Source organism: Collimonas sp. GW821-FHT07E08 (assembly GCF_059418905.1).
The window spans coordinates 367,762-386,740 of sequence record NZ_JBWKQR010000001.1; the positions used below are offsets into that span (position 1 = coordinate 367,762).

The following is an 18,979-nucleotide window of genomic DNA, read 5'->3' on the forward strand; positions in this document are numbered from 1 at the left end:
GTCAAAGGCTGACCTTGGCTTCCAGGTAGAAAGTCCGGCCTGGATAGGGGTAGTAGACGTAGTAGCGCTTGTCGGTCAGGTTGTCGATGCCGATTCCCAGTTCTGTGTTCCTGGTCGGCTTGAAGGTCAGCTTGGTGTCTAACACCAGGAAAGAACTGGTGCCGCCGAAGGTGCCGGGGTTGGTGTCGGTATTGGTCAGCGTGTTGTACTGCCGGCCCGAATAACGTCCCGCCAGCATCACGGTGGCCTGGTCGTTGACGCGGTAACTGCCGACCAGGTTGCTGCGCCACAGCGGGATACGGTAGAAATTCTTGCCGACGGTAGCCGGGTTCTTGCTGTTTTCCAGGATGATCGACCTGGTGTAGCCGACGCTGGCGCTCAGGTCCAGTCCGCGCAGGAACACGTCTTCGCCCGAATAGCTGAGTTCGATCCCGCGCGAACGCACGCGGTCGATGTTCTGGATGTTGGCGATGTTGGGGAATACCGTGGTGTTGGTCTGGCTGAACAGGGTGTTTTTCACATCGTCTTCAAACAGGGACATCCGCACCATGCCGTTGAAATGCGACCACTCGGCGCTCAGTTCTTTCGCCAGGTCGTTTTCAGGTTTCAGGTTCGGATCGTTGTTGACCAGCGTCGAGCCGGTCAGGCTGCCCTGGAACAGCTCGCTGACGGTTGGGAAACGGTAGGCGCGGCCGGTGGAAAAGCGCAAGGTCAGGTCGGATGTGGCCTGGTAAGACAGCGCCGCCTTCGGTGACCAGTAAGACAGGCTGCGACTGTCGTAACGCTTGCTGTAGCGCTGGGCGGCGGCGCTGGCGGCGCGTGCGCCGTCATAGGCGCGCCAGTCCTCATAACGCAGGCCGTAGGTCAGTTTCCACAGCTGGCTTAGTTGCCAGGCGTCCTGCGCAAACAGGGCCTGGGTTGCGGTCTTGCCGGCGAAGGCGTTGTTGAAGCTGCCGCCGTTGTTGCCGCGCCAGTTGTCCAGGTTGTATGTCGTGTTTTCCAGGAAATAATTATCGTAGTGATAGCCGAAAGTCGGCCAATGGCTGCCGGCGGCGACGCTTGCCGGCTTGTAGTCGGCCGCCAGGTCCAGGGTTTTCCAGCCTGAACCGTCGCCGTAGGTGGCGACGCCGCCCAGGTTGCCGGCGAGGCCGCTGCCGGCGGAGCGCGAGATGCTCTTCGAGACGTCGAAATACGAAGCGATCGCCGAATAGTTCCAGCCGCTGGCGTGGCGGGTTTTCAGCGTCAGGCCGTACAGTTGGTTTTCGCTTTCGCTGGCTGCCGGCGCAAAGAACGAGGCCGGCAGGTTGTACTGGTAGCCGCCGATATTGACCAGGCCTGAATACACCGGTTTGCCGTTAGCGTCGCGCAGGAAGGTCTGGGTGCTGTTGCTCACCTGCTGGCGCCAGTAGCCGAAGGTGAAGCCGGCTTGCAGGGTCGGCGTGATGTCGTAGGCAGCCTTGAACTTGAACTGGTCCTGCACCGCGCGTTCGGCGCCTTCGGCATTGACGCCGAAGATGGCGGCGGGGGCGCCGTTCGGATCGGTATATTGGTAAGCGCCCGTGACCGGCACCGCGGCTGCGGTCGCCGGCTGGCTGGAGCGCGGCTGGCTGGCGTACACGAAGGGCTGGCCGGCATTGCTGAGATGGTCTATGCCGAGCAGGAAGGACAGGTCGCCGACCTTGTTGCCGATCGCGGCGGTGCTCTTGTTGCCGTCGAAACGGCCGTCGACGCCGAACAGGCTGAACTGCTGGCTGAATACCTGGGCCTTGAACATTGCTTCCAGCCTGGTAGGCATCTTGGTCGTGATGGCGACCGTCGCACCCATCGAATTGCCGGGATACAGCGCTGAAAAGGGACCGTAGACCACATCCACCTGGGCGATGTCTTCTGGAAAAACCATCGACCAGCGCGGCGGAAAGCTATGGGTATTGCCGAGGAAATTGCTGAGCAGCAGGCCGTCGGCGTACACCAGGCCGCGCGCGGTTTGCGAAGTGCCGTTGCCGCGCACCGAAATAGTGGCGTTCTCGTCGCCGATAAAACGCTTGCGTATCGCCATGTTCGGCATGTACTTCAAGGCGTCTTCGGTATTGACGACGTTCAGGTTCTGCAATTGCGCGGCGGTGATCCGTTCGCTGCTGGCGGGCAGGTTGGGATCGAGCACCCGCTTTTCCCTGGCGCCGGTGACGAATACCTCCGGCACGGCGTGGCTATCTTCTTCTGCCGCCCAGGCGCATGGCGACAGCATGGGCAGGGCAAGCATGAGGGCGAACGATTGCGGCAGCCATGCTGCCGACAAGGTGGATAACTGGGTGGACGAGTGAGCGGACGGCTGGCGTGGCAAGCGCGGCCGCGAACAGTCGCGGCGCGATGAAGCACTCTTGGTTTGCGTGAGCAAAGCGAGCATAAATTCCCCTGGGCGTGAAACAAGATTCGTCCCCGGATTGCGCAGGCAAGCGGGGATAGGCGGTACTGCCGGTGAAAATCAGGAAAGGAGCAGGGGCGGGTCGAGCGGGTGAGTCTGGCCGCGGAATGGGCGTGGCGGGATGTAGTCGTAGGGCAGGAAGCTGGCGTGCGCGAAGGGCGCGACAGTCGCTTGCAGCAAATCGAAAGACGCCGGCGGCGGCGGGCTGTCGGCCAGCAGGGTGCAATAACCGCAGGCAGTCCAGTGGCCGGCGCCGGGCGCAGACGGCTTGCCATCGTCAGCCGGTGGTGGAGCGCTGACCAGTCCGGCCGCGGTGCAGATCCGGTTGTCTATCTGTATCGTCCCGGCCGCCTTGAGAGACTGGGAAACCGTCGGCATGAGGATGCCCAGCCAGATGGCAAACAGGCAGGCCCAGACCACAAGTTTTTGACGGCGGATACGTAACATGGATGACTTACGAGGACGCAAGCATTGCGCAGACAGGATGAAACGGGCCAATTATATATGATGACCGCGGCGCAAACCTGTCACGCCGGACGGCATTTTTTTATCGATTCCTCATGCGGCCGCTTTGTCTTTGCCGGCTGCCAGCTGCGCCTGCTTCATCTCGCTCAGCAGGCAATGCAGCATCTCGCTCGACAGCCCATGCAGCACCAGGCGGTAGCCGGCACCGAGGGTGGACATCGGCACCAGCGGATGCTTATTGTTCAACAGCAGCAGGTGCTGGGGTGTGTTGAGTATGGTGGCCGCGTACACCGCCATGGTTTCATCCAGCTGCAGCGAATTGGCGGCGCGCCAGAAATCGTTATCGGTCAGGAACAGCTGGTAGACCGGCGTAAAAATCTCGATGGCGGTCTGCAGGTCGATGAAGTTGAGAGCGCGCTGCGGCATGGCTGCCAGCGCCAGCGGCGGCTCGCTGATCATGCTGAAGTCGACCTCTTGCGCCGCCGCCAGGGTCTTGCCTTCGGTGCGCAGCTGCTGGTTGAGCCGGATCACGAAATTGAACAGGTTCAGGTCATGTTTCAAGAACAGCTCGTCGCCCAGGTCGTCGATCGTCAACGGCGTCAGCGGCGACAAGGCGACGCTGACCGGCGCGTTGCGCTCGATGAATTCGATGATCTGCGCGCCAAGGTGGAAGTGGCGCAGTATCAGCCAGTTGGCCTCGGGCGAAACGAATCCTTTCAAACCCCACACCAGCAGCCGGTGCAGCGTTTTCGAAGCCGACCAGCGCTTCGGCAGGATCGTCTTCAGGACCTGGATCAGGATGATCATCAGCCGCGCCAGCGGCCGTACGAACGGCAGCAGGTACTGGCGCGACGGCGACGCCAGGTCATGCAGCCAGGCGCTCTTGACCGGATCCGGCAGCGGCGTGCTGCCATCCAGGTAGAGCGCCAGCCAGGGATTGGGATCGCGCGGATCGTGCGCGCGCTGCAGGAAATCGTCGCTTTGCATGGTTTGGGCCCGGTAATTAATCTTGTATGTGTTCCAGCTGCATCAGGTACAGCTGCGCGGTGCGCCTGGCGGTGGCGTAGATAGCCTCGGCCGCCTGGGGATCCAGGGCCAGGGTGATCTCCACCGCGGTCAGCCAGCGCGCCAGATGGTGTTCGTCGTTGGCGCCATGGTATTCCAGGAAACGGAATGCCTGCGGCGGCAACGCGACCTGCTGGCGCAGCAAGGGCAGCAGCGCCGGCACGATCCGTTGTCCGGTGCCTTCGATAATGTAGATGGCGCCCAGCAGCCCGACCGGGTTGGAGGTGGAGGCCAACGCGTGCAGGTAGCTGTTGAGCGCTTCGCCGCCGGGATTGCGCTTGAGCGCTGCCAGAGGCAGTTCGCCGCCGGCGGCCTGGTAGTCCTGGTACAGGATCTGGAAATCGTTCTGCTCTTCGCCGGCATGGGTGGTGATCAACTGGCCGAGCGCGGCAAACTCGCCGTTGAGCGAGGCCACGGCTTCGCGCATCCACAAACTGCCTTCCTTCACTTGCGGGGTCCACTGCGCGGTCCAGTTACGGTAGGCGGCGACGTCGAAACGGCCGCTGACCAGGCGATGGATCACGGGGGTGCGCCAGGCTTGCGAACGGTAGTCTTGCCACAGGCTGGCCAGGCGCGTCAGCAGAGGCTGCAGCGGCAGCGGCGCGGCCTCGGGCTGATGCGGGGCGGAGATTGCCGGCATAGCGACGCTGGCGCCGGTATTGTCGCCCGCCGCCGCGGCAGGCTGCACCGATTCAGGCGCGTTCGCATCTTCCACCTCAAACAGCATGTAGGCGGCAGTGATGCGGCCCGACTCCGGTATGAAGCAGAAAATCTTTTCGCCGGCGCGCAGCGTCTTTTCCTGCAGGAATTCCGCCAGCATGATGAAAATCGACGCCGCGCCGGTATTGCCGCGGGTAGCCAGGTTGCTGTACCAGCGTTCAGGCGGGATGGTGAGTCCTGCTTTGGCCAGCAGCTCTTCAACCACCGGCATGAATTTGGCGGAAGAGTAGTGGCACAGGAAATGGTCGACCTCTTCAGACTTGATCCATCCGGCTTCCACCAGCTTGACGTACTCATGGATGCAGACATCGAACAGGTGCGGCAGCAGGCGGATGTCCTGGCGCAGCGACAATGCGCCGGCGGCTTCGGCTTCGCCGGAAGAGGCAAAGTCCAGGAACGATTTGCTGCGGTCTTCCGTCAGGCCGAGCTGCATGCAGACCGGATAATCGCCGGAAAAACTTTTCTGGTGCACCCATTTGAGCTTGATGCGCAGGCCGTTGCGCGATTGCGGCTGGCGGCTCAACAGCATCGCTCCGGCGCCGTCGGACAGCATCCAGCGCAAGAAATGGGCGTCGAAATCGCTCTGGTAGCCGCGCGGCGCAAAGCGGCTGCGCTTGAACATGCGCGACGGCATTTCGGCGGCGACCGCCAGCGCCCGCTGGTGCGTGCCGAGTTCTATCGCCTGCGCGGCAAATTCTATGGCGCTGACGCCGGCCGCGCATACGCCCTGGCTGGACAGGGTTTGCATGGGTGCTGCGCCCAGCTCGCCCTGGATCATGTTGGCAAAGCCTGGCATCAGGGCGTCGCCGCCGGATGATCCTACGCTCAGCAAGGAAACCTGGTCCAGCGTGGTGTCGGTCTGCCGCAGGCAGGCGCGGATGGCGCCGGCCGCCAGCTGGGCGTGGCTTTGCTCGGTATTGCCATCGGCGTCGATGGCGTAGTGCCGCGTCCGTATGCCGTTTTCGGCCAGGATGCGCTGCTTGATGCGGCCCGAGATGCGGTTGATCGGAGCGATATAGCGATCCATGTCGTCGTTGCCGACGGGCGCGCCCGGCAGGTGGAATCCTGCGGCGGCGAGATACACGCGATTGAACTCAGTTGGCATTCTTCTTCCCTGGCTGCATAAGGCTGCGGCTGGCACGGTGCGGCCGCAGCAGACTCAAAATGAAAGTACGGAACATGTAAGGCAGTAACGGCCCTGCATTCAGCCGCGGATGCACCAGGTGGCGGTAGCGCTGGTGCAGGGCGGGCAATTGCGTCCAGTGCGCGCGCGGATGGCGATGATGCGCCGTATGCAGGCCGATATTGAACAGCAGCGGATTGACCGGGCCCTCGAAATTGCGGGCGAAGTCGGTCGGCGAATGGCTGTCCGTATGGGCATGCTGCAGGTAATTGGTGGCCAGCAGCCAGTGCAAGCCGTGCAGCTGCGGCAGCAGCACCAGCAGCAGGAATTTGTGCCAGTCGAGCCAGGCCAGCAGCGTCCACAGCAAGGCCACCGCGAGGTATTGGCGCAGGAAATAGCGGAATACGCCGGCATGGCGCCGGCGCATGCGCAGCAGCCAGCGCCATATCAGCGGATACAGGACAAGCGCCGCCTGCGCCGGGTGCAGCAGGTAACCGAGCAGATGGTTGGTGTCGCCGCCGAAACGATAGGTGCGCGCTACATCCAGCGGGCCGTGGCGGTAGCGGTGATGGTTGCCGTTGTGCGCCGGATAGAATACGAAAGTGGGATGCCCTTGCAGCAGCGTGATCCAGAAATCGGTGAGGCGATTGAGTCGGCGCCCGTTCCAGATGCGCAAATGTGCATGGTTGTGATGGACGACGCCTGTGCCCAGGGTCAGGAACAGCAGCAAGCCGTATAGCAGCCCGTTCGGCAGCGACAGTTGCGGATGGCGCCAAAGATAGGCCGCCAGCAGCGGCAGGGCAATCAGATACGCCAGGCTTTGCCAGTCGCGGCGGTTACGCAGCATTCTGCTTCTCGTCCGGTTTCGCGCCGCGGGCAATCCTGGCTTCCGCCGCATCGGGCGCCAGTTCGGTGGCAAACAGCCGGTCCATGAACGGGAACATGAAGCCGTAATTGCCGCGGTAGCAGGCGTGGTGCAAATGATGGCGGCGGGCGCCGTTGAGCCACCAGCGGTCGCGGTCGGCGTCAGGCAGGTAATCGTAGTTGGAATGGCCGATGTTGTTGAACACGATGCTGAACACCGGCACGAAGGCCAGCGAATAGATGCTGAAGTCGTGCAGCAGCATGGGCAGCAGCAGTACATTGCCCAGCATCATGGCTTCCAGCGGCGTGAAGCTGTAGCAAGTCCATGGGGTGGTGACGACGGAACGGTGATGCGGCAGGTGGAAACGCTTCAGCCACGAAACATGCAGCAGCCTGTGGCTGAGGTAAAAATGCACTTCATTCCACACCACCATGAACAGGATTTCCAGCGCGATCTGCCAGCCCGGCGCTTGCACGGCCAGCCGGGCCCAGCCGAGCTGCAGCAAGCCCCAGGGGAACACCATGCCGGTGCCGAACAGGAATATGGTGACGGCGGATTCGCCCAGTTCGCGCCGCAGCTGCTGCGGCGCCAGCGGCCGCGGATCGAGCACCCGGCCATAACCGAAGGCGGGCAGGATGCGGCGGCTGAGCAGCCAGTTGAGGCCGCCGAAAACAAAATACAGGCAGGCAAAAAAAACGATGCCGACGCCCATGATGGTGTACCACTGACAGGTCAGGATGAAGTCGCGCATGAGATTGGATAGCTGGCTTTAGGAGCCGGTTCTTTTGATGATTGTCGCGAACGCATGTTGTCGTGACGCAACCCTAAATTTTGCGATGATAGCATGTTGCCAACGGTGTGCAGAGGGGGCGGGAACAATAAATATCACGGTCGGCCCGCTACCCCGGCAGGGCCGGAATCAGTCCAAAAGCGGCGCAACCGGCCTGGTCTTACATGTCGACCGGCTCGGGCCTGGCTTCCAGTTGCTGCAGCGATGCGATCAGGTCGACAAAGCGCTGGCCCTGGACCGTGACGTGCTGGCGCAGCAGGTCGGCCGCCAGCTCGCTGTCGCCGGCGATGATGGCTTGCACCACGCCGTCGTGCTCCTGGTAGGACACTTTCAGGCGGTCGCGCACCCGCAGCTGCAGCCGCCGGTAAGGCCGCAGCCGGCGCTGCAGCGATTGCGCCTGGGCTGCCAGGAAGGCGTTGTGGCTGCCTTCGTAGATGGCGCCGTGGAACGCTTCGTTCATGTAGAAATAGGTGTCGGGATCCTGGGCGTCGCGCGCTTCCATGCATGCCTGGTGCGCCGCCAGCAGGCTGGCCTGTTCGTCGCCGGACATGCGGCGCGCCGCCAGCCGTCCGCACATCGCCTCCAGTTCCGCCATCACTTCAAACATCTCCACCAGCTGGCGCGGGCCGATTTCGGCGACCACCGTGCCGCGCCGCGGCCGCGTCACCACGATGCCCATCGAGGCCAGCTGGATCAATGCCTCTCGCACCGGCGTGCGGGACACGCCGAACTTGATTGCCAGGTCGGTTTCATCAAGGTGCTGGCCTGGACGAAACTCGCCAACCGCGATCATCTCTTCGATGGTTTCGCGCAGCGATTCCGAGCGATTTTTTGTCGTGAGCATAATTGGGCCGTTTCTGGGATAAAGGCTCTGTTAGGGAGTAAATTGAACATTTGTGCTGGCCGTAGCTGGCGCGCTGCTGCGTTGCCCGCCGCTTGCAGTGCTAGCACTGCGGCGCGTCGGGCGCCTTGCTTCGCATCCAGCTACGGCCGCCCAAATGCCCAATTTACTCCCTAACGGAGCCGTGTATTCGAGATTTGATTGTAAGGCGTATTTATTCGTTGACATAAAAATGTTTTATGGAATATTGTGTATACAAGGAAACGAAAAAAGAATACATAGCATCTATCTTCAGCAATAACCGCATGAAAAGTAGCTAAAACTGTATCGATGGTTTTTCCAACAGAGGAGAGGGGATATGTCTTTAATCAGCAGGAGGACGGTGCTGGGCGCGCTCGCGAGCACACCGTTCTGGTCAATGTCGTCAGTCTGGGCGCAATCAGGCGCCTTGAAAATTTCCCACCAGTTCCCCGGCGGCACCATCAGCGAAGGCGACTTCCGCGACCGCCTGACCCGCATGTTCGCAGCTGAAGTCGGCAAGCGCACCAACGGCAGCCTGAAGTTCGAAATCTATCCCGGTTCGTCGCTGATGAAGACCAATTCCCAGTTCTCCGCATTGCGCAAAGGCGCCCTGGATTTTTCCCTGGTGCCGCTCAACTATGCCGGCGGCGAAGTGCCGGAAGTGAATATCGGCCTGATGCCTGGCCTGGTGACTTCGTATGAACAAGGCGCGGCCTGGAAGAATTCGGAAGTCGGCAAGGAACTGTCGCGCATCCTGCTGGAAAAGGGCGTCATCATCGTCAGCTGGATCTGGCAAGCCGGCGGCGTCGCGTCGCGCGGCAAGCCGATCGTCGATCCTGCCGACGCCAAGGGACTGAAGGTGCGTGGCGGTTCGCGCGAGATGGACCTGATCCTGAAAGAAGCCGGTGCCGCCGTGGTGACCCTGCCTTCCAATGAAATTTATGCGGCAATGCAGACCGGCGCCATGGATGCTGCGATGACGTCGTCGACCTCGCTGATTTCCTTCCGCCTGGAAGAAGTCTCCAAGAGCCTGACCAGCGGCCGCGACAAGGCCTATTGGTACATGCTGGAGCCGTTGATGATTTCCAAGGCGACCTTCGACCGCCTGACCAAGGAACAGCAGGCAGCGGTGATGGCGGTCGGCGCCGAGATGGAAAAGTTCGCCACCAGCGCGGCGCGGCTCGACGATTCAGGCGTCGCCGCGGTATACCAGCGGGCTGGCGCCAAGGTGGTCGACTTGAATGCGGCCACGGTCAAGAAGTGGCAGGACATTGCGCGCAACACGGCGTGGAAGGACTACGCCGCCAGGAACGACAATTGCGCCAAGCTGCTGAAACTGGCTGAGAAACTCCTATGAGCCACGGCTTCGATACGAAGCCGAATGCCGGACCCGCCTTGCCTGCCGCGCCGGACAACCCGGTAGTGGCGGCCTTGTCCGGCATCCTGGAACGCTTCAATAAACTCGCCCTGTATCTTTCCATGGCAGCGCTGATGCTGACCTCGCTGATCATGACGTATTCGGTGGTGGCGCGCTATTTCTTCCATGTCCCCACCGACTGGCAGGACGACGCCACGGTGTTCATGCTGGTCGGCGTGATCTTCCTGTGCGCGGGTTATGCCCAGTCGTACCGCGGCCATATCGGCATCGAAGCCTTGTCCTCGATATTGCCGGCCGGCGTGAATGCGGTGCGCCTGCTGCTGGTCGACCTGGTCTCTTTCCTGTTCTGCGCTTTCTTCTCCTGGAAATCGTGGGCGCTGTTCCATGAAGCCTGGTCGGAAGGCCAGACCACCTCATCCACTTTTGCGCCGCCATTGTGGATTCCCTATTCGCTGATGGCGCTTGGCATGACGGCGCTCACCTTGCAGCTGCTGGTGCAAGTGCTGGCGCGCCTGACCGACCGTCCCACATCCGTTAACCCTGTCCCGGGAGAGCAATGAGCCCGCTTGCCTTAGGTGCCTTGTATGGCTTCGTCACGATTGTCGTGATGTGTTCCGGCATGCCGATAGCGTTTGCGCTCGGCGTGGTCGCGACCAGTTTCATGTATTTCTTCATGCCCGCGTCGTCGCTCGATACGGTCACGCAAAACGTCTACGAGGAAATCGCCTCGGTCACCTTGCTGTCGATCCCGCTGTTCATCCTGAAAGGGGCGGCGATCGGGAAATCGCCCGCCGGGCGCGACCTGTATTCGGCGATCCATGCCTGGCTGAGCAAGGTGCCGGGCGGCCTCGGCATCGCCAACGTGTTTGCCTGCGCCTTGTTCGCGGCGATGGCCGGTTCTTCGCCTGCGACCTGCTCGGCGATCGGTTCCGCCGGCATCCCGGAAATGCGCCGCCGTGGGTATTCGCCCGGCTTCGCGGCCGGCATCATCGCCGCCGGCGGCACGCTCGGCATCCTGCTGCCGCCTTCGATCACCATGATCCTGTACGCAGTGGCGTCGGAACAATCGCTGGGCCGGCTGTTCCTGGCCGGCGTCGGTCCCGGCGTATTGCTGGTGATCCTGTTTGCCGGTTATGCCGTGTACCGGGCGCGCAAGGAGTATCGCCTTGCGCACCAGGTCTATAGCGAAGGCGGCGCCAAGTCGGCCTACCTGGACGACGAGCATTTCACTTTCGCCCAGAAAGTCGAGATGCTGCCGCGCGTGCTGCCGTTCCTGATCTTGCTGATCGGCGTCATGATTGCCTTGTACGGCGGGTTCGCCACGCCGTCCGAAACCGCCGGCCTGGGCGCCTTGCTGGCGATCGTGCTGATCGCGGTGGTGTACCGCATGTGGCGCCCGCGCGACCTGATGCCGTTCCTGAATTCGACCATCAAGGAATCTTGCATGCTGCTGCTGATCATCGGCATGTCCTTGCTGTATTCATACGTCATGAGCTACCTCCACATCAGCCAGTCGGCGGCGCAATGGGTAGTCGCGCTGCACCTGTCGAAATGGCTGCTGCTGGCGGTGATCCTGCTGATGGTGATCGTGCTTGGCTTCTTCCTGCCGCCGGTATCCATCATCCTGATGACCGCGCCCATCATCCTGCCGCCGCTGCGCGAAGCGGGCTTCGACCTGATCTGGTTCGGCGTGGTGATGACGGTAGTGATGGAAATGGGGCTGATCCATCCGCCGGTGGGCTTGAACCTGTTTGTCATCAAGAATATCGCGCCCGACATTCCCTTGTCGGATGTGATCAAGGGCACGCTGCCGTTCCTGCTGCTGATGTTCCTGGCGATCATCCTGCTGTGCCTGTTTCCAGGCATCGTCACCGGCTTGCCTGATTTGCTGATGGGAGCCCGATGATGGAAAACCGGCGCTGGGATCTGCGCAACAGCAACCGCGAACAGCGCCTGCAGCGCGCCGCCAATCTCCTTGGCGGCGCCTGCAAAGGCAAGGTGGTGGACGCGGGGCGGATTGCCGACCTGCTGTACAGCGTGCTGGAGTCCGGCGACCGCGTTTGCCTGGAAGGCAACAACCAGAAGCAGGCCGATTTCCTGGCCAAGGCGCTGGCCCGGCTCGATCCTGCCCGTGTCAGCGGCTTGCACATGCTGCTGTCGGTGCTGGCCTTGCCCGAGCACCTGGACGTATTTGAAAGCGGCGTCGCCGAGCGCCTGGATTTTTCGTTTTCCGGGCCGCAGTCGGTGCGCCTGGCGCGGCTGGTGGCGGCCGGCAAGCTGAATATCGGCGCTATCCATACTTACCTGGAATTGTTCGGCCGCTACTTCGTCGACCTCACGCCGCGGGTGGCGCTGGTGGCGGCGCAGGCGGCGGACCGCCACGGCAACCTCTACACCGGGCCGAATACCGAAGACACGCCGGCGATTGTCGAAGCCACCGCTTTCAGCGGCGGCATCGTGATCGCCCAGGTCAACGAGATAGTGGATACGCTGCCGCGCGTCGACATCCCGGCCGACTGGGTAGGTTTTGTGGTGCAGGCGCCGACGCCGCACTATATCGAACCGCTGTTTACCCGCGACCCGGCGCAGATTTCCGAAATCCAGGTCTTGATGGCGATGATGGCGGTCAAGGGCATCTACGCAGAATATGAAGTGCAGCGCCTGAACCACGGCATCGGTTTCGACACCGCGGCCATCGAACTGATCCTGCCGACCTATGCCGCTTCGCTGGGCCTGAAAGGCAAGATCTGCCAGCACTGGGCGCTCAATCCGCATCCGGCGCTGATCCCGGCGATTGAAGCAGGTTTTGTCGAATCGATCCATTCCTTCGGTTCCGAACTCGGCATGGAGGACTACATCCGGGCGCGCCCGGATGTGTTTTTCGTCGGCGGCGACGGCTCCATGCGCAGCAACCGCGCCTTCAGCCAGGTGGCCGGCCACTATGCCTGCGACATGTTCATCGGCTCCACCCTGCAGATCGATTTGCAGGGCAACTCATCGACCGCGACTGCCGGCCGCATCGCCGGTTTCGGCGGCGCGCCCAACATGGGCGCCGATGCGCGCGGACGGCGCCACGCCAGCCCGGCCTGGCTGAAAGCCGGGCGCCAGGCGCGCGACGGCAAGAACCTGATCCCGCGCGGACAAAAGCTGGTAGTGCAGATCGTCGAAACTTTCCGCGAGCACATGCAGCCGGCCTTCGTCGAACGGCTGGACGCCTGGGAACTGGCGGAACAGGCCGACATGGCGATTCCGCCGGTGATGATCTACGGCGAAGACGTCAGCCATATCCTGACTGAAGAAGGGCTGGCCAACCTGCTGCTGTGCCGTACCGACGAGGAACGAGAGCAGGCGGTGCGCGGCGTCGCCGGCTACACGCCGGTCGGACTGGGGCGCGACAAGCGCATGGTGGAGAACCTGCGCGACCGCGGCATCATCCAGCGGCCCGAGGATCTCGGCATCGACAAGCGGCTGGCTACGCGCGACCTGCTGGCGGCGAAAAGCATGAAAGACCTGGTGCGGGCCTCGGGCGGTTTGTACGATCCGCCGAAACGCTTCAGAAACTGGTAGCAGCGAGCAGAAGGGCAAGGAGCGGTTGATGGAAACCTTGAATTTTCGTTTTGAACATGGCCAGCGCCGTTTGCCGCCGCTGGCCCAGCTGTCCGGCGTGGTCAGTTCGGGCAACCTGGAAGTGCTGGTCGAACCGGCGGCGCTGAACGGCGCCTGCACGATTGAAATCAAGACTGCCGCGCGCGGTTTCGGCGCCATCTGGGAAGCGGTGCTGGGCGATTTCCAGCAGCGCTGGCAGCTGGCCGACGCCCATATCGCCATCAACGACATGGGCGCCACGCCGGCGGTAGTCAGCCTGCGCCTGGACCAGGCGTTGCAAGCCATGACCGGGAGCGCGCCATGAACAGCTACCTGGAGGCGAACGCCCGCGAACGCCTGGCCGCGGTGCTGGATGCCGGCAGTTTTTACGAATTCCTGCCGCCGGCGCTGAAGATCGTCAGCCCGCACCTGGCGCAGCTGGATGCGCCGGTATCGTTTGACGACGGCGTGGCGATCGGCCAGGGACGGCTGTTCGGCGAATCCGTATTCGTGGCGGCGCAAGAGGGCGGTTTCATGGGCGGCGCGGTGGGTGAGGTGCATGGCGCCAAGCTCACCGGCCTGCTGCTGCGCGCGGTGCGCGAGCGGCCGTTTGCAGTGGTGCTGCTGCTGGAAAGCGGCGGCGTACGTCTGCATGAAGCCAATGCCGGCCTGATTGCGGTATCGGAAGTGATGCGCGCCTTGCTTGAGGTGCGCGCCGCCGGCATTCCCGTGATCGTGCTGGTCGGCGGTTCCAACGGCTGTTTCGGCGGCATGGGCATCGTCGCCCGCTGCGCCAATGCGATCGTGATGTCGGAAGAAGGGCGGCTGGCGATGTCGGGGCCGGAAGTGATTGAAACCGCCAACGGCGTCGAAGAATTCGATTCGCGCGACCGGGCGCTGGTATGGCGCACCACCGGCGGCAAGCATCGCTACCTGCTGGGCGATTGCCAGGTGCTGGTGGCCGACGACGGCGCCGCGTTCCGCCAGGCTGCCTTCGGCCTGGCGCAGGAATGCCATGCCGACGCCGCCGGCATCGGCTTGACGCTGGCGGCGCTGGAGGCAGAGCAGCGGCTGCTGCAAGACCGTATCGGCAGTTTCGGCCAGGCGCTCGACCCGCTCGATATCTGGACCCGGATCGGCGTCGCCGACGCTGCCGGGCTGCCGGTGCTGGAAGCCGAGGCATTTGTCGCCGCCACCGCCAAGCTGCGGCTGGGAGCCTAAGGATGGGCATGGACTGGAAAACCCTGGCAGCGACCTTGTTCCCGGACGGCCATACGGTGGTCGAACAAGATGATTTCCTGACTGGCACGGCGCAGCTTGACGGCGGCACCGTGACGGTGATCGGCACCACCGGCCACGCGGCGATCGGCGTCGAAATCGCGCTGCTGCAGGCGCAGGCGATCCTGGCCACGGTGCGCCAGCATCCGCAGCGTTCCATCGTCATCCTGATCGATACCCAAGGCCAGCGCCTGCGGCATCGCGATGAAATGCTCGGCATCAACAGCTACATGGCGCACCTGGCCAAGTGCATCGACCTGGCGCGGCGCCGGCAGCACAAGATAGTCGGCCTGGTATATGACCAGGCCTTGTCCGGCGGCTTCATCACCAGCGGCCTGATGGCTGACGGCTGCTATGCCTTGCCGGAAGCAACCATCCGCGTCATGGGGCTGGCGGCGATGGCGCGCATTACCAAGGTGCCGGAGGCGAGGCTGACGGAGCTGGCCAAGAGCAATCCGGTATTTGCGCCAGGGGCCGTCAATTACCTGCAGATGGGCGGCGTCGAAGCCATCTGGCAGGCCGACCTGGCGCAGCAGCTGGTGCAAGCGTTGCGCCAGGCCAGCCCGCAAGACCGGCGCAGCGCAGCCGGCCTGCAGCGCGGCGGCCGCAGCCTGGCCTGGACCGTAGCGCAGGCAGTGATCGATCATGCCGGCCCGCCATAGCCTGGTCTGGCTGAGCGCCGACGGCTGGCAGCGCGCTGCGCAGGCGGCGCCGGCGGATTATCGGGCCGTGCTGGCGCGCTGGCAGTCGCGCGACTGGCCGGCCGTCCTGTGCCGCCGCCAGCCGGATACCCCGGAAGATCAATTGTGCCTGGGCCTGGCGCTGCCTCCCGACGCCAATGGCGACAAGGGCAGGGTCCCGTTCCAGGCGCAGTTTGGCGATGTCGGGCGGATCACCGATCCGCTGGCATTGCGGGCCGCCTTGCCGCATGCGCCGCCAGCCTGGAGCCGGGCGCTGCATGCTTTTGCCGGCGATTGCCTGCACAGCGGCATCGCGCTGCGCATCTATGGTTCGTGGGCCTGGCAGATACTGACCCAGCAGAGTTACCTGACCCGGACTTCCGATATCGACTTGCTGTTTACGCCGGGCAGCAGGCAAGAATTCAGGCGCGGCATCGCCTTGCTGGCGCAGTACGCGGCGCGCTTGCCGCTGGACGGCGAAGTGGTCTTTGCGGACAGCCAGGCGGTGGCCTGGAAGGAATGCTGGCAGGCGCTGCAGGCCGGCAACGGGCAGCAGGTGCTGGTCAAGACGCGCAGCGCGGTCAGGCTGGCGCCGATGGCTGACCTGGTATCGACGCTGGAAAATGCATGATGCTGAGCGGCCGCACCGCCGAGCCGCGCCTGCCGGCATCGCCCCAGCTGCGCCGCCAGGGTAGCGCGCACGAGCAGGGCCCACGCCAGCAACGGATGTTTTGCCTGGCGGCCGGGCGGCTGGCCTTGCGCAGCCTGTACCGCGAATTGCAGCTGTATCCCAAGCCGGGCCTGGTGTCGCTGCTGGACAGCGGCAGCCACGACGACATGGATGCGTCTACCTTCATGCGCAGCCTGTTCGCGCTGCGCCATTATTTCATCCGCATCACCCAAGCCGGCATGGCGGGCAAGGAGTTCGCGGTGCTCAAGCAATTGGGCCTGGAGGCCGAACAAGCCATGTTGCGCGCCACCGGCGGCGTCAATACCCACCGCGGCGCGATCTTTTGCCTCGGCCTGCTGTGCGCCGCCGCCGGCTATTGCCATGGCCGCCGCATGCCGTTGTCGGCGGCTGCGGTCCGCGCCACGCTGCTGATACAGTGGGGCGACGCCTTGGGCCGCCACATGCACGAGCGGGCCGGCGTTTCGCACGGCCGCCAGGTGGCCCAGCAATACGCGGTAAGCGGCGCCAGCGAAGAAGCTGCGCTGGGATTCCCGTCGCTGTTCGAGATCGCCTTGCCGCGCTTCCTGCAAACGCTGGGCGCCGCACGCGGCTACGACGCCGCTGCCGTTGACACCTTGTTCACGCTGATGGCGGGCATCAGCGACACCAACCTCTACCACCGGGGCGGGCTGGACGGCGCCGCCAAGGTCAAAAGCAGCGCCCGCCAGTTCCTGGATGCAGGCGGCTGTGCAACTGATGACTGGCGCGAACGCGCAATTAGTTGCCATAAGGTATTTATTCAGGATAAGCTGTCGCCCGGTGGCGCAGCCGATTTATTGGCCGCGACTTATTTTCTGCATGGACTAAGCTACTTGCGGTGATTGCAAGATAGCCGATCGGCCCTGCTGCCATTGCCTTTATACGCACATCAATTAATCCGTCATTATTTCTGGAGTACAAATGAAGAAGTTGTCTTTGGCTGTCAGCATCGGCCTGTTTGGCTTGTTTGGTATTGGTAGCGCTAACGCTAACGCAGAACCGGGCATCACCTCGAATACCATCGTCATCGGCCAGTCGGCCGGCTTTACCGGCACCGCCGCCGAAGAAGTCAAGCAGGCGACCGCGGGCGCGCAGCTGTATTTCGATATCGTCAACAAGCAGGGCGGCGTGTTCGGCCGCAAGATCGTGCTGGAATCGCTGGACGATGGTTTCGAGCCGAAGCGCACGGTTGAAAACACCCGCAAGCTGCTCAATGAAAAGAATGCCTTTGCCCTGTTCCTGTATCGCGGCACGCCCACTACCGAATCGATCCTGGGCGCCATCAACGACGCCAAGGTGCCCTTGATCGCGCCGGTCAGCGGCGCTACCTCCTTGCATGAGCCTATGCAGCGCTACCTGTTCAATGTACGTTCTAAATATCGCGATGAAGTAGGGACGGCCATCGAACAATTGTCGGGCATGGGCTTGCAGCGTTACGCGGTGCTGGTGTCCAACGATTCGTTCGGCAACGACGTCTTGGAAGGCTTGAAGCAGGCGATCAAGAAATACAAGCTGCCGGAACCGGTGGTCGCCAATTACGAACGCAATACGGTCGAGGTGCAAGGCGCGGTGAAAAAGATTTTCGACGCCAAGCCGCAAGCCGTGCTGCTGATTTGCACCGCCAAGCCATGCGCCGCTTTCATCAAGGAATATCGCCAGGCCGGCGGCCAGCAGCAGTTGATTGCGTTGTCGAATGTCAGTTCGCAAGTGTTCCTGCAAGGTTTGGGCAAGGATGCGCGCGGCCTCGGCATGACCCAGGTGTTCCCGAATCCGAGAAGTTCAAGCACGCAGATTTCCAAGGAATTCATGACCGCGCTCAAGACCCGCAGCGAATTGTCCGATTCCTATCCGACGCTGGAAGGATTCATTTCCGCCAAGGTATTGGTGGAAGGACTGCGCCGCGCCGGCAACAAGCCGACCCGCGAAAGCCTGGTGAGCAGCCTGGAAAGCATGGGCGGTTACGACCTCGGCGGCATGTCGCTTAAATACGGCCCGGGCAGCCGCGACGGCCTCAGCTTCATTGAACTGACGGTGATCGGCAAGGATGGCTACGTACTGCGCTAGGCAAGTTCGGCAAGTCAAGCCGGGTGCGGGCCGGACATGAGCCTGCGCCTGGCGATCCTGTGTCCCGGCCAAGGCGGGCAGCATGCCGGCATGTTCGACTTGCCGTGCACCGATCCGGCCACTGCGGCGGCGCTGCAGCAGTGGCTGCCGGAAGCCGCGCCGGGATTGCCGCTGGAGCAGGTGCTGGCTGACGATGCGCTGTTGTTTTCAAACCGGCTGGCGCAGCCCCTGATCGTGGCGGCGACGGCCGCGGCCTGGTCGGCGTTGCAACCCTCGTTGCCGGCGCCGGCGCTGGTGGCCGGATACAGCATAGGCGAACTCACGGCCTACCACGTGGCCGGCGCCATTTCGGCGCCGCAGGCGATCCGGCTGGCGGCATCGCGGGCGCAGCTGATGGATGCATGCCTGCAGGCAGCGGCGCCGCAAGTCTTGTGCGCGGTGAGCGGGATGGCTGTGCGCACGCTGAACGCCATGCTGGCGCCAAGGAATTTATATCTCGCGATTGAAACCGATGCTGACAGCTGCATCGTCGGCGGCCTGGCCCGGGACATGGCTCTTGCGGCAAGCGAGATCGAACGCCTGGGCGGGAAAATCCGCCAGCTGCCGGTGACGGTGGCTTCCCATACCCCCTTGATGGACGGCGCGGTCGAGCCGTTTTTGCAGCTGCTGCGCCCGCAGTTTTCCGCAGATCCGCAGGCGCCGGTGCTGTCGGGTTTAAGCGGGCAGGCGGTGTCAAAAAAAGAACAGGCGATGACTGTGCTGTCGCGGCAGCTGGCGCAGACCATACGCTGGAGCGATTGCATGGATGCCTGCGCCGAGCAGGGCATCACGGCGGCGCTGGAGCTGGGGCCGGGGGCCGCGCTATCGCGCATGCTGCAGGCCAGGCATCCGCAGATTGCCTGCCGCTCGATAAGCGAGTTCCGCTCGCTGCGCGGCGTAGCCGGCTGGCTGCAGCGGTTGTGACGCGGGTTGC

18 protein-coding genes are annotated in these 18,979 nt (G+C 63.1%); 11 read left to right on the forward strand and 7 right to left on the reverse strand.

Annotation, left to right across the window (positions count from 1 at the left end; genetic code table 11):
• Position 1 precedes the first annotated feature (1 nt).
• From AC07RZ_RS01730 to AC07RZ_RS01760, 7 genes are all read right to left on the reverse strand, one after another.
• Positions 2-2,404, reverse strand: a complete 2,403-nt coding sequence (locus tag AC07RZ_RS01730; RefSeq protein ID WP_494666662.1) for a TonB-dependent receptor — start codon at positions 2,402-2,404, stop codon at positions 2-4.
• A gap of 78 nt (positions 2,405-2,482) precedes the next feature.
• Positions 2,483-2,869 carry a DUF2946 domain-containing protein gene (locus tag AC07RZ_RS01735; RefSeq protein ID WP_494666663.1) on the reverse strand — a complete coding sequence of 129 codons (387 nt, stop codon included), beginning with the start codon at positions 2,867-2,869 and terminating at the stop codon, positions 2,483-2,485.
• A 111-nt stretch (positions 2,870-2,980) separates the two neighbouring features.
• Entirely contained in the window at positions 2,981-3,874 is an 894-nt protein-coding gene (locus AC07RZ_RS01740; RefSeq protein ID WP_144736112.1) for a DUF6999 family protein, read from the reverse strand.
• A gap of 16 nt (positions 3,875-3,890) precedes the next feature.
• Positions 3,891-5,777, reverse strand: a complete 1,887-nt coding sequence (locus AC07RZ_RS01745) for an iron-containing redox enzyme family protein (protein WP_494666664.1) — start codon at positions 5,775-5,777, stop codon at positions 3,891-3,893.
• On the reverse strand, positions 5,767-6,642 hold the full coding sequence (locus AC07RZ_RS01750; RefSeq protein WP_494666665.1) for a fatty acid desaturase: 876 nt from the start codon (positions 6,640-6,642) through the stop codon (positions 5,767-5,769). Before AC07RZ_RS01750 ends, AC07RZ_RS01745 begins: the two co-directional genes overlap by 11 nt.
• Positions 6,632-7,411, reverse strand: coding sequence for a sterol desaturase family protein (locus AC07RZ_RS01755; RefSeq protein WP_494666666.1), 780 nt, complete (start codon positions 7,409-7,411; stop codon positions 6,632-6,634). Before AC07RZ_RS01755 ends, AC07RZ_RS01750 begins: the two co-directional genes overlap by 11 nt.
• Before the next feature lie 199 nt (positions 7,412-7,610).
• Positions 7,611-8,294 (reverse strand): GntR family transcriptional regulator, encoded by a 684-nt coding sequence (locus AC07RZ_RS01760; RefSeq protein ID WP_092392046.1) that lies wholly within the window; start codon positions 8,292-8,294, stop codon positions 7,611-7,613.
• Positions 8,295-8,649: 355 nt separating this feature from the next.
• On the opposite strand from AC07RZ_RS01760, the gene dctP reads away from it, so the two are divergent.
• From dctP to AC07RZ_RS01815, 11 genes are all read left to right on the forward strand, one after another.
• The gene (gene dctP, locus AC07RZ_RS01765; protein ID WP_144736116.1) at positions 8,650-9,669 is read left to right on the forward strand and encodes a TRAP transporter substrate-binding protein DctP; all 1,020 of its coding nucleotides are present in this window, start codon (positions 8,650-8,652) and stop codon (positions 9,667-9,669) included.
• Positions 9,666-10,250, forward strand: a complete 585-nt coding sequence (locus AC07RZ_RS01770; RefSeq protein ID WP_494666667.1) for a TRAP transporter small permease — start codon at positions 9,666-9,668, stop codon at positions 10,248-10,250. The genes dctP and AC07RZ_RS01770 overlap by 4 nt, the downstream gene beginning before the upstream one ends.
• Positions 10,247-11,596, forward strand: a complete 1,350-nt coding sequence (locus AC07RZ_RS01775) for a TRAP transporter large permease (protein ID WP_494666668.1) — start codon at positions 10,247-10,249, stop codon at positions 11,594-11,596. The genes AC07RZ_RS01770 and AC07RZ_RS01775 overlap by 4 nt, the downstream gene beginning before the upstream one ends.
• Positions 11,593-13,257 carry a malonate decarboxylase subunit alpha gene (gene mdcA / locus AC07RZ_RS01780; protein WP_144736119.1) on the forward strand — a complete coding sequence of 555 codons (1,665 nt, stop codon included), beginning with the start codon at positions 11,593-11,595 and terminating at the stop codon, positions 13,255-13,257. The genes AC07RZ_RS01775 and mdcA overlap by 4 nt, the downstream gene beginning before the upstream one ends.
• Positions 13,258-13,285: 28 nt before the next feature.
• On the forward strand, positions 13,286-13,600 hold the full coding sequence (mdcC, locus tag AC07RZ_RS01785; protein WP_144736120.1) for a malonate decarboxylase acyl carrier protein: 315 nt from the start codon (positions 13,286-13,288) through the stop codon (positions 13,598-13,600).
• Complete coding sequence (locus AC07RZ_RS01790) at positions 13,597-14,496, forward strand: biotin-independent malonate decarboxylase subunit beta (RefSeq protein ID WP_494666669.1); 900 nt, start codon at positions 13,597-13,599, stop codon at positions 14,494-14,496. The genes mdcC and AC07RZ_RS01790 overlap by 4 nt, the downstream gene beginning before the upstream one ends.
• 8 nt (positions 14,497-14,504) lie before the next feature.
• On the forward strand, positions 14,505-15,215 hold the full coding sequence (gene mdcE, locus AC07RZ_RS01795; RefSeq protein WP_144736122.1) for a biotin-independent malonate decarboxylase subunit gamma: 711 nt from the start codon (positions 14,505-14,507) through the stop codon (positions 15,213-15,215).
• On the forward strand, positions 15,199-15,864 hold the full coding sequence (gene mdcG, locus AC07RZ_RS01800) for a malonate decarboxylase holo-[acyl-carrier-protein] synthase (RefSeq protein WP_494666670.1): 666 nt from the start codon (positions 15,199-15,201) through the stop codon (positions 15,862-15,864). The genes mdcE and mdcG overlap by 17 nt, the downstream gene beginning before the upstream one ends.
• Positions 15,861-16,784 (forward strand): triphosphoribosyl-dephospho-CoA synthase MdcB, encoded by a 924-nt coding sequence (gene mdcB, locus AC07RZ_RS01805; protein ID WP_494666671.1) that lies wholly within the window; start codon positions 15,861-15,863, stop codon positions 16,782-16,784. Before mdcG ends, mdcB begins: the two co-directional genes overlap by 4 nt.
• A 79-nt stretch (positions 16,785-16,863) precedes the next feature.
• Complete coding sequence (locus AC07RZ_RS01810; protein WP_494666672.1) at positions 16,864-18,006, forward strand: ABC transporter substrate-binding protein; 1,143 nt, start codon at positions 16,864-16,866, stop codon at positions 18,004-18,006.
• 36 nt (positions 18,007-18,042) lie between these two features.
• Positions 18,043-18,969, forward strand: coding sequence for an ACP S-malonyltransferase (locus tag AC07RZ_RS01815; protein ID WP_494666673.1), 927 nt, complete (start codon positions 18,043-18,045; stop codon positions 18,967-18,969).
• Positions 18,970-18,979: the final 10 nt, after the last annotated feature.